The 9,947-nt window shown below is 64.1% G+C and carries 10 protein-coding genes; 1 reads left to right on the top strand and 9 read right to left on the bottom strand.

Annotated elements, in window-relative coordinates:
* Positions 1-216 (top strand): helix-turn-helix domain-containing protein (locus ABI213_RS02125; RefSeq protein ID WP_348025918.1); only part of this gene is annotated, 216 nt, incomplete at its 5' end.
* A 3-nt stretch (positions 217-219) separates the two neighbouring features.
* On the opposite strand, the gene ABI213_RS02120 is transcribed toward ABI213_RS02125, so the two are convergent.
* From ABI213_RS02120 to ABI213_RS02080, 9 genes are all read right to left on the bottom strand, one after another.
* Positions 220-645, bottom strand: a complete 426-nt coding sequence (locus tag ABI213_RS02120) for a VOC family protein (protein ID WP_348004921.1) — start codon at positions 643-645, stop codon at positions 220-222.
* Positions 646-662: 17 nt separating this feature from the next.
* On the bottom strand, positions 663-2,831 hold the full coding sequence (pbpC, locus tag ABI213_RS02115; RefSeq protein WP_348025916.1) for a penicillin-binding protein 1C: 2,169 nt from the start codon (positions 2,829-2,831) through the stop codon (positions 663-665).
* Between the two features lies 1 nt (position 2,832).
* On the bottom strand, positions 2,833-3,288 hold the full coding sequence (locus ABI213_RS02110; protein WP_348008715.1) for a hypothetical protein: 456 nt from the start codon (positions 3,286-3,288) through the stop codon (positions 2,833-2,835).
* 35 nt (positions 3,289-3,323) lie between these two features.
* Positions 3,324-5,138 (bottom strand): ATP-binding protein, encoded by a 1,815-nt coding sequence (locus ABI213_RS02105; protein ID WP_348025914.1) that lies wholly within the window; start codon positions 5,136-5,138, stop codon positions 3,324-3,326.
* A gap of 9 nt (positions 5,139-5,147) precedes the next feature.
* Complete coding sequence (locus ABI213_RS02100) at positions 5,148-5,858, bottom strand: PspA/IM30 family protein (protein WP_348025912.1); 711 nt, start codon at positions 5,856-5,858, stop codon at positions 5,148-5,150.
* A gap of 46 nt (positions 5,859-5,904) precedes the next feature.
* On the bottom strand, positions 5,905-6,768 hold the full coding sequence (locus tag ABI213_RS02095; RefSeq protein ID WP_348005265.1) for a hypothetical protein: 864 nt from the start codon (positions 6,766-6,768) through the stop codon (positions 5,905-5,907).
* A gap of 13 nt (positions 6,769-6,781) precedes the next feature.
* Positions 6,782-8,374: an extracellular solute-binding protein gene (locus ABI213_RS02090; RefSeq protein WP_348005264.1), complete on the bottom strand. Its 1,593-nt coding sequence runs from the start codon at positions 8,372-8,374 to the stop codon at positions 6,782-6,784.
* A gap of 166 nt (positions 8,375-8,540) precedes the next feature.
* The gene (locus tag ABI213_RS02085; RefSeq protein ID WP_348005263.1) at positions 8,541-9,014 is read right to left on the bottom strand and encodes a hypothetical protein; all 474 of its coding nucleotides are present in this window, start codon (positions 9,012-9,014) and stop codon (positions 8,541-8,543) included.
* A gap of 3 nt (positions 9,015-9,017) precedes the next feature.
* Positions 9,018-9,671 carry a methyl-accepting chemotaxis protein gene (locus ABI213_RS02080; protein WP_348005262.1) on the bottom strand — a complete coding sequence of 218 codons (654 nt, stop codon included), beginning with the start codon at positions 9,669-9,671 and terminating at the stop codon, positions 9,018-9,020.
* Positions 9,672-9,947: the final 276 nt, after the last annotated feature.

The following is a 9,947-nucleotide window of genomic DNA, read 5'->3' as shown; positions in this document are numbered from 1 at the left end:
GCCCGGCTGTTCCGCGACCAGCTAGGCACCACGTATTTGCAGTGGCGGCAACAGGCGGTACTGGCCCACGCCCTGCCCTTGCTGGCGCGCGGCGTGCCCGTGGGCCAGGTCGCGGTGGCCTGCGGCTACGCCAGCGACAGTGCGTTTGCGGCCATGTTCAAAGCGGCCGTGGGGCAGTCACCCAGCCAGTTTCAGGGCAGCACGCAGGCAGACTGAGCCTCACACGTCGGAGATGCCCAGCGACTCGACAAACCGCAGCAGATATCCATCCGGATCCATCACCCAGAGCTGCTTCTCACCATGGAAGCGGGTCCCGTCGCGGTGCCAGCTGTCCCGCACCGGGATACGCAGCGGATGGCCTATGCGCTCCAGCGCCGTTGCGATCGGCTCCAGCCGGGGCACACGGATGGAGAAATTGATGCCCCTGCCCCGGGGATAGTCCAGATCCCCGGTCTTGGAATGCGTGCTGGCGTTGTCCTGCAACAGCATGAGTTGCGCACCACCCAGGCTCAGAAAAGCGAACTTCTCTTCGGGCCGGTCGTATTCCAGCTTGAAGCCCAGCGTGTCGCCATAAAACCGCAGCGACTGCGCCACATCGCTGACCAAAAACTCGGGATATAAATCGTTGAATTCCATGGCGGTCATTTTCCTGGTTTCAAAAATTACCGCACCCCGGCCCCACGCACCTCCAGCCGCACGCTGTCCAGCACCGCGCCCTGCGGATTGCGTATCTGCACCACGTGGCGGCCCGGCCAGGGCAGCCATTGGGCCGAGGGGCCCTGGGCGAAAGCCTTGCCGTCGATCCACCAGCGCAGGCCCGCACCTTCGGCCTGAAAATCCACCCGCTGGCGGTTCGGCGGGATGTCCGGGTCCAGCGCGAAGATGGTGCCGGTGGCCGGGCTGGTGATGCGGGCTGGGCGATTTTTTAAGTCTTTTAGGCCTCCAGCGCTTATTCCACCTGCGCCAGAAGCTACGGAAACCATAGCAAACTGGTTTTGCTGTGTGCCCTGCACAAACCATTCGCTGCGCGGCGCCTCGGTGCCGCCGAAGGCCACGGCCTGCTGCACCACGCCGGGCGGCGCAGCGGGCGCACGGCTGGGCTGGTTGCGGTGCAGGTAGCGCATCACCGCGGCCCAGATGGGTGCCGCACCCGTGGTGCCGCTCACGTCCCACATCGGCGCGCCGCTGGCGTTGCCCACCCACACGCCGACCGTGTAGGCCTGCGAGTAGCCCATGGCCCAGTTGTCGCGCATGTCTTTGCTGGTGCCGGTTTTCACCGCCGTCCAGAAGCGCGTGCCCAGAATGCTGTCGCTGCCGAAGGTGCGGGCGCGGGCCAGCGGGTCGGACAAGATGTCGCCGACGATGAAAGCGGCACGCGGGTCCAGCGCGGGGCGGAATTGCGGTTTGGGGTTCAGCATGAACGTGGTGGGGCTGGCCCGCCCGCCGTTGGCCAGCGCGCGGTAGGCATTGGCCAGATTGAGCAGCGACACCTCGGCACTGCCCAGCGCCAGGCTATAGCCGTAGTAGCCGCCGGATTCTTTGAGCGGCAGGCCCAGCGCCACCAGTTGGTCGTGGAAGGCATCGGGCGACACCATCACCAGCGTGCGCACTGCCGGTACGTTCAGCGACGCGGCCAGTGCCGTGCGGGCCGACACCCAGCCCTTGAAATGGTGGTCGTAGTTTTGCGGGATATACAGGCCGCCAGCGGTGGGGATTTGGGTGCTGGCATCTTCCAGCAGCGACGCGGCGGTGATGCGGCGCTCGGCAATTGCCTCGGCATACAAAAAGGGCTTCAGTGTGGAGCCCGGCTGGCGCAGCGCCGTCACACCGTCCACCTCGGCGGCCGCGCTCAGCGTGCCGCTGGAGCCGACCCAGGCCAGCACCTCGCCGGTAGCGTTGTCCAGCACCACGATGGCTCCGTCCTCCACGTGCCGCCCCGGCAATTCGCGCAGTTGCTGCTGCAGGGTTTGCACTGCAAAGCGCTGCAACGGGGCGCGCAGGCTGGTGGTCACGGTGGAGTTGGTTTGGTCTTTGGCCACCAGCCGGGCCAGGTGCGGCGCGATGCCTTCGCTGGTGTCAAAGGCCTTGCGCTGCAGGGCGGCGGTGGTGAACAGGTCCAAGCCCGCACAATCTGCCCCTGCCTCCACCGCCTGCAGCACGCCGCAGGCCCGCTGGGTAAGCTGCGCCAGTTTGGCGTTGGGCGCGCGCACCAGGGCCACGGCGACAGCCGCCTCGCGCGCGTCCAGCCCGTGGGCGGCCTTGCCAAACAGCGTCTGGCTCAACGCGGCGATGCCCACCAGCTCGCCGCGGAACGGCACCAGGTTCAGGTAGGCCTCCAAAATCTGGTCTTTGCGCCAGCTGCCTTCCAGTTGCTGGGCTGCCACGGTTTGGCCGATCTTCTGCACCACGCTGCGCCCGCCCGTGCTGGGCTTCAAATCCGTGTCCACCAGCCCGGCCAGTTGCATGGTGATGGTGGACGCGCCCCGGGTTTTGCGGTTCCACAGGTTGCCCCAGGCCGCGGCAGACACCGCCTGCCAATCCACCCCGCTGTGCTGGTAAAACCGCTTGTCTTCGCTCAGCACCAGCGCCGTGCGCAGGGCCGGTGACACGTCTGCCAGCGCCACCCACGGGCCGCGCCGCACGGTGGCATCGGTGCGCAGGCGTTGCAGCAACTCGCCATGGCGGTCGAGGACCTGGGTGTCAGAGGAACGGTAGCTGGCTTTTACTGCATCAAAAGTGGATTCGGCGCAGGTAGCACCTGCGCTGGCAGCTACTAAAAGCGCAGCAAATGCCTTTTTATGGAAATTTCCTGGCACCGACTGCGTGGGCAATTTAGTCGGCCGCGTTGAGCTTTTGCACCACGGCAGCCACCGATGCGGCATCCGGCAGGTGCGACAAGGCCGCCACCAGGCCATCACGCACCTGGCCAATGTGCAGTTCAAATCGCGCCGCACCCATGCCCAGGGTGGTGGCCAGGGCCTGCACATGGGCGCGCTCGGCGCTGCTGAAATCGCCGTCTGCGTAGGCGGCCATCAGGCACATCAGCACCACGGTATCGGCAAACTCCGGTGCACACGGCAGCAGGCTGTGGGCATCGAAGGCGCTGGCATCCATGGCCAGGGTAGCGGCCGTGGTGGGCATGTCGGCGCTGCGCGAGCTCTCATAGAACTGGCCGATCAAGGCCGCTTCTGCCGGGTGGATGCCGTCCACCAGCGCCACCGAGAGCATGGCTTGGGTGAGCTGGGTGACTTGTGCGGGGCTGAGGTGTTGGTCGGACATGGGGTGCATGGTGGGCTCCTAACGTGATGGTGACGTGATGGTGTTTAGCGCGCCAGGGCGCGGCGTTTGGCGGCGATCAAATTGCTTTGGATATCGGCCACCGCCATGTCGCGGTAGCGCTTGGGCAGCATGCTGCGGCGCGAGGTTTCGGACACAGCCAGCAGCTCCATGAATTCGATCATGTCGCGCTCTTGCGGCGGCATGAAGTCCAGCGCTGCGGCGCTGAGTACGGCGGCGTTCAAGGGGCTGGCCTGGTTGCGGGCCAGCTCCACGGCCAGCAGGGCCAGCGCTTCCAGGTCGGCGTTCGAGTAGCCGCCCAGGGTGTCACAGAGCAGCAGCAGTTCTTCGGTGCTGGCGATACAGGTTTCACCGTAGCGGGCCAGCACGGCTTGCAGCACCTGGGCGCGTTCGGCGGCGGAGTCGCAGTAGAAGAAGGGGATTTTGCGGTCGAGTCGGCCGGGGCGTTTGATGTCGCTGTCGAGCTTGTCGGGGCGGTTGGTCAGCATCACAAACAAGACCTGGCCGCGGTTTTCGGTTTCGGCCATGAACTCTTTGAGCCGGGCGATAACGCGCGAGCTGGTGCCATCGTCCCCACCCTCCCCGCCACCCGAGCCAAAGCTGCGGTCGCCTTCGTCGATGATCACCGCGATCGGCCCCATGGCTTTGACGGTGGCCAGCACGCGCTCCAGGTTGGCCTCGGTGGAGCCCACCCATTTGGAGCGGAAGTTCTTCAGCGCCACGGCGGACAAACCGGCTTCCTTCAGGAACGCCTTGATGACAAAGGTTTTGCCCGAGCCCATAGGGCCTACGGCCAGCAGGCCCATGGGGGTCAGGGTGGTTTCACCGGCCTTGAGGTTTTTGGCAATCGCCAGCAGTTCATGCTTGATGTTGTCATGCCCGCCCACCGAGGCCAGGCCGTGCTTGGGTTCAATGAATTCGATCAGGCCCGCGCATTCTTTCTCGATCATTTCGCGCTTGCGGGCGTGGATGACCTTGAGCACTTCCTCAACGGCGTCGCCCTCGGCCAAGGTTTTTTCGGGCTCGATGAGCTTGGTAATTTCGGCCGGGGTCATGCCCGCGGTGATAGTGGCCAGCGTGGTGGCACGCTGCTCGGCGTCGGTGCTGCCCTGCAGCAGTTGCAATATCAGCGTGCGCCGCTGCGGCTCGCTCAAGCCATGGCCTTCGGAGCTGGCCATGATGCTGGCCAGTTGCACGGTGCGCAGGCCGCCCGTGCGCTCAGAAAACAGGGCGACCTGTTGTGCGCTGAGTTTGGGGGCCAGATAGGCGATGACCTTGTGGCGCAGGGCCAGGTCGGGCATGGGGATTTCGATGGCCGCCACCTTGGGGTTGGACAGCAGGCCAGGGTTGATGGCGTTCAGCGACTCGGTGACCAGGATGGTGAGGTTGTCGCCGGTGGTCAGGCTTTTGTCCAGCGACCAGCGGTGAAAGGCCAGGTAGATCTGCCGGTCTTGCGCGGCCATGAAGCTGGGGTCGCCTGCGGGCAGCAGCGCGTCGGCATAGGGCACGATGACGGCGGTGGACTGCTCGGCGCGCATCTGCTGCTCCAAGGCATGCAAGGCGGGCAGCAGCTCGGGCGCCTCTTCCTGCGGCAAGGCAGGCGGGCCGCTGAGGGTGCGGATGCCGCGCTCCAGGCTGACCTCCACCACATGCTTTTTGGTGTCTTTGAACAGCTCGGCCAGCAGGAAGGACTGCAGATTGTGCAGCGTGTCGCCGACCAAAAAGTTGTCGAACACATTGCGGTACAGCACAAAGGTAGAAGCCTCCCCGGCCAGGTACTTCTGGCGCAGGGTTTCCGCCCAGCGGGGCAGCGGGTTGCGCGGACTTGCGGGGACGGTCATGGTGCGGGTTTACAGGTTCTTGGTGGGCGTGGCCTGGGCGGCGGCGCGGGCTTGCTTCATGGCTTCAAGCTGGGCCTTGGCGGTAACACCGGCGCTGCTTTGGCGCAGCTTGTTCAGGCGCACGTCCAGGTCGGAGCTGTGCAGCTCCGAGCCCAGGCTGGCCTGGGCCACCTGGCTCTTGATGTGGTCGCGCACAGCACCCAGGGCCTGCACTTCGGCATCCACCGACAGACCGTCGAGCTGGCCCTGGATTTTGATGCGCGCCTGGGCGCTGTGCATCTGGGCCAGCATGCGGTCTTTTTCGGCCTTGAGCTTGTCGATTTCGGACTTGACCTGCATCAGCGAGTCCTTGGCGTTGTCGGCATCTGCCGTGGCCTGGGCGGCGTCTGCGCGCAGCTCGGTCAGGGTGGTGTCGAGCGCGTTTTTCTTTTGGATCAGCACCACGGCCAGGTCGTCCTGGTTGGTGGCCATGGCGGTTTCCAGGTCGGCGCTGACGCTGGCCAGCTCGCGCTCGGCCGCCTCCAGCCGGGAGGTAATGTCCTGGCGGCGGGCGACGATGGCACCGGTAGCCGCCTTGAGCTGGGTGTACTTCTGGATCATCGACGCGATGGCGTTTTGGTAGGCGATTTCAGGGTGCTCTTTTTCGATATCGGACACCCACAGCGAGATGAATCCGGTCCACAGATTGCCCAGACGGGCGAAGATTGCGTTGTTGGCCATGAAATGCTCCGGTTGAAAAGCTAAGACAAAAATAAGGAACGTGGGGTCAGACTTTGAGTCTCTGGGCTGCTTGCTGAACGGCTCCCATCGCCGTGACGGCGGGCTTGCTAGCGCGTGGCGGCTCCAGTTCCCACGGCTCGGGCGTGTCGAACTCGGCGGCCACTTCCTCGGCAATGCGCAGGCGCGCCAAGGAATCCTCCAGCTTGCTGCCCATCTCGGACGAGTAGGGCGAGGTGATGACCAACTGGTAGACCTCTTCCATCTTGTCGGGCATGGACAGCAGCGTGGCCTCTAGCGCGCTGCGGCGACCCGCCAGTCGGCGCGCGCGCTGCAAGGATTCGGAGTACTGCGCCAGGGCGCTGCGCAGCTGGCGGGCTTCGTCTTCGGGTAGTCGGGTGGTTTGCAACTGCGCCTGCAGGCTGGCGATGCGCTGGGTCAGCAGCTCTTCGCTGGGGCCATCTTTGCGCTGCCTGAGCGACAGATAGGCCACACACAGGCCCAGGTAGTCCACGGTGAGGTCTTCAAGCTTATCCACGTCTTGCAGGGTGAGCGTGGTGCGGGAATCGTCGGCGGTTTGGTACAGGGCTTGCACCCGGCCGCACATGTGGCGGTAGGTAGCCAGCGCGTTTTTGTCGCCCAATGTGCCCAGCTCGGCCAGCAGCCGGGTTTGCCGCTGGCTGCGGGCCTGTTGGTGCTGCTCGCGGTCTACCCAGGCTTTGAACGACGGCAGGCTGGGGATGGCCAGGGCGGCCAGCGCCTCGGTGCCCAGTGCCACAGCCCCCACCAGCCCCAAACCGGCCCAGCCCATGGGCATGGAGGCAAATATGGCGGCACAACCGGCGGCCAGCAAGGCCGTGAGGTTGCTAGGGTGCTTCAAAAAAGCACCGAGGTAGTTGGGCTTGTCGTTCACAGGTTGGAATGGCTTACTTGGAGAATTTTGCCCAGATGCGCGCGATCTCTTGCTGGTCTTGCTCGGACAAGATCGGAATCGGCATGGACCGGCTCAGCGAGGTGGTGGTGGGCACCACGGCCGGGTTGGACTTGACGCTGTCGCTCATGAACTCGCCCGCCTTGGAATTGGCGTTGGCGTAGCCCACGGTGTTGGAGATTTTGGCGATAACCTGGGGCCGCATCAGGTAGTCGATGAACAGGTGGGCTTCGCGCTTGTTCTTGGCATTGGCAGGGATGGCCATGGCGTCAATGGCCAGCAGGCCGCCGTCGCTGGGCACGCGGTATTCCACCATGTCGCGGGTCTTGGCCTTGGCCTGGGCTTGCACCGCATCGCCCGAGAAGCCGATGGCCACGCACAGTTTGCCGGTAGCCAGCTCTTCAATGTACTGGTCCGTAGGGATGATCTTGACGATACCCACCAGACGCTCCAGCACCTGCGCAGCGGCGGCAGTAGAGTTTTTGCCATCCCATTTGCGCTGGCCTGCCGCCATGGCCGCCAAGGGAACGATATCACTGGCAGAGTCCTCCATACCGATGCCGCAGGACTGGAAGCGCTTGGCCACCTCGGGGTCAAACACGTTGGTCAGTGCATCCATTGCCCGCCCCGGGTAAGCACGGGCGGCGAGCTTGGGGTTCCAGGCGATGCCCACCGTGTACCACATGTAGGGCAGGCTGTAGGCACCGTCTTTGTCCCAGGTGCGCAGGGTGGCATCGACACGCGGGTCGATGTTGGCGATGTTTTTCAGGCTGGCTTTGTCCAGCTTGCCGAGCAGGCCTTTGGCGGCCATGGCGGGCACGGCGTTGGCAGTGGGAAACACCACATCGTACGGTGTACCGCCGCCGCGTAGCTTGGCCTGCAGGTCGTCATTGCTGGCAAAAATATCGTAGACCACGCGGATCTTGAATTCTTTCTCGAAGTCTTGCAGCACGCTGGGTTCGATGTAATCTGGCCAATTGAGCACCCGCACCGTGTCTTTGGCGCTGCTGCCCACGCCATTCACGGCACGGCGCAGGTTCATCAACACGGTGGCGGTGATCAGGCCGTCCACCGAAACCGCTTGCGACTCCTGGAAGGCCTCGGTCGCCACCTGGGTTTGCGGCCCGAAGGTGCCGTCCAGCGGGCCCGCGTTGTAGCCCAGTTTGCCCAGCAGAATCTGCGCCTCGCGCAGGCCCGCTGCATCCACCACTTTTTCGCGGCCCTTGTAGTTGCCTTTGGACCAGTTCTGGGTCTGCCAGATTACCTTCCGAATGGCGTTTAGCAAAGCATCGGTGACCTGGTTGGCCGGGGCCATCCCGTTCTGTACCGAGAAGGCGCGGATAGCCTCCAGCGTGGCGGGCGTAAGGTTGCCACTGGGCGTTTCACGGAACAAGCCCATGCGCGCCAGCAGACGCTGGGCCGACTCCACCTTGGCATTGCGCCCTGCACTGTTGGTAGTGGATGCGGCTGCCGGTGCATCGGCCTTGGGTTCTGCGGTACCAAACACAAAGCCTTGCGCCATGGCGGCACTGCCCATCCAGCCGCTGGTAACCAAGGCGGCGACAAGGGCAACGGTACGAATTTTCATGGGGTCAATCCTGATAATCAAGAGGAATACTAACTAATCGCCGCCTCGTGCAGGCAGAACCTACGCCCGCCAGAAACACCGCAGAACTGGCTTTGCCAGGCTGCTGGTGTTGCCCCCTGCAAGGGGGTTGGCGAAAGATGCGAAGCACTGCAGTCTGGGGGTGTGCTTAACTTGATGCAAAGCAGATGCTGCCGCGCGACTGGGCCAACTGGAACAGACTGGCGGCCTTGTCTTGGCTGGCGGTAATGCCGCCCTGGCCTTTGATGGTCATCTCGCCCAGCAAGCAGGCCGCACTGCCGTCACCCTCTTTTACCGCCTGTTCGAGGTGGCTGCGGGCTTGGGCGTAGTCGCCACCGGCCAGCAGCTTGCGGCCCTGCTCCGCGTGGTTGGCTGCCGTGGCGTTAGATGGGGCCGCAGGCGCGGGAACATTGGTTTCTGCTACCGGGGCCGGGGTGGGTGCCACGGCTGGCGCAGGTACAGGAACCTGTGGCTCGGGCAACACCTGCGTAGATTCGGTGGCCGACGGCGCATTTCTGGCCGCCAGCCATTCTTTGAGTCCAAGGTGCCACACGGCGGATGCCATCGCCCCGACGATTGCCACCGCAATCAAGCCCTTGGAAAGGGGAGTCAAACTGGCCATGGTCTATTCCTGTGGGCGGGTAACAGGCGCGCCAAATTGTGCGGACAGGCTTTGCAGCCGCTGGCTCAATTGGGCAATATCGCCCAGGGCGCGCTGGGTTTGGTCGGTGGCGGCGCTGAGTGCGGCGGTATGGCCTGCGGTTTCCTGGGCGGCGCGCGACAGCTCTCGGGCCACCAGGGCCTCCAGCTCGGTGATCTGCTTGCGGATATCGCCCACTACCTGCTCCTGGCGGCTGGCCACGGCTGCCAGTTGGGTCTGGGTTTCGCCCTCCAAGGCCTGCAAATTGGCCTGTAGCTGCTGCCCGTGGGCGGCTAGGGCCTGGATCTTGGCGGCAGCATCGGCCAGCGGGTCGGCCAGCGACCACGACTCGTCCGCCGCATCCATAGCCTGGATGGCCATCAGCCGCGTCGCCGGGTCCATGGCGCTCAGGCCGTCCACCAGCCGCAGCAGCCGCTCTGCCGGGTAAACGGAAGGTGGCACACCCGCATGGGCATAGACGGCCTCGGCATCCAGTACGCCAGAGGTCACGGCGGACGGCGTGGCAGCAGGCAGGACATCCGCCGGTGGGGCCGCATCGCTTGCCTCGGGACGGATTTCGGCGGGCGGGTCGCTCTTTACCAGCCCGGCTTTTTCCAGAAAATTCAACATGCCCTTCATTGCTTGCTCTCCATCCCTGTTGTAACTGCTCAAACTGCAAAAGGAAGCCCTTACCGCGCAGCGCCACACTTTGGTCGCTATGTTGTATGGCAGTTTACTGCCAGTACTTTGCGGTCTATGACTTGGACACCCTGCGAAAAACCGCGTTATTTATTCCGTAAAAAGTGACGTTTACGCATGCAGCACCTGCACAAGAAGCTATAAAAATAGAAGCATCCATTGTTAATGGCAGCTAACACGCAACCAGTTGAGCGAAATGGCATTACGGATCGTCAG

This window comes from Rhodoferax sp. (genome assembly GCF_039922535.1).
Classification (GTDB): domain Bacteria; phylum Pseudomonadota; class Gammaproteobacteria; order Burkholderiales; family Burkholderiaceae_C; genus Rhodoferax_B.
This window is presented reverse-complemented; position numbering and strand designations above follow the sequence as displayed.

Bases quoted from the DNA above. Each gene is read 5' to 3' on its own strand.
- ABI213_RS02120 (WP_348004921.1), bottom strand. From the start codon at position 645: ATGACCGCCATGGAATTCAACGATTTATATCCCGAGTTTTTGGTCAGC.
- ABI213_RS02110 (WP_348008715.1), bottom strand. From the start codon at position 3,288: ATGCACCCCATGTCCGACCAACACCTCAGCCCCGCACAAGTCACCCAG.
- ABI213_RS02105 (WP_348025914.1), bottom strand. From the start codon at position 5,138: ATGACCGTCCCCGCAAGTCCGCGCAACCCGCTGCCCCGCTGGGCGGAA.
- ABI213_RS02100 (WP_348025912.1), bottom strand. From the start codon at position 5,858: ATGGCCAACAACGCAATCTTCGCCCGTCTGGGCAATCTGTGGACCGGA.
- ABI213_RS02090 (WP_348005264.1), bottom strand. From the start codon at position 8,374: ATGAAAATTCGTACCGTTGCCCTTGTCGCCGCCTTGGTTACCAGCGGC.
- ABI213_RS02085 (WP_348005263.1), bottom strand. From the start codon at position 9,014: ATGGCCAGTTTGACTCCCCTTTCCAAGGGCTTGATTGCGGTGGCAATC.
- ABI213_RS02080 (WP_348005262.1), bottom strand. From the start codon at position 9,671: ATGAAGGGCATGTTGAATTTTCTGGAAAAAGCCGGGCTGGTAAAGAGC.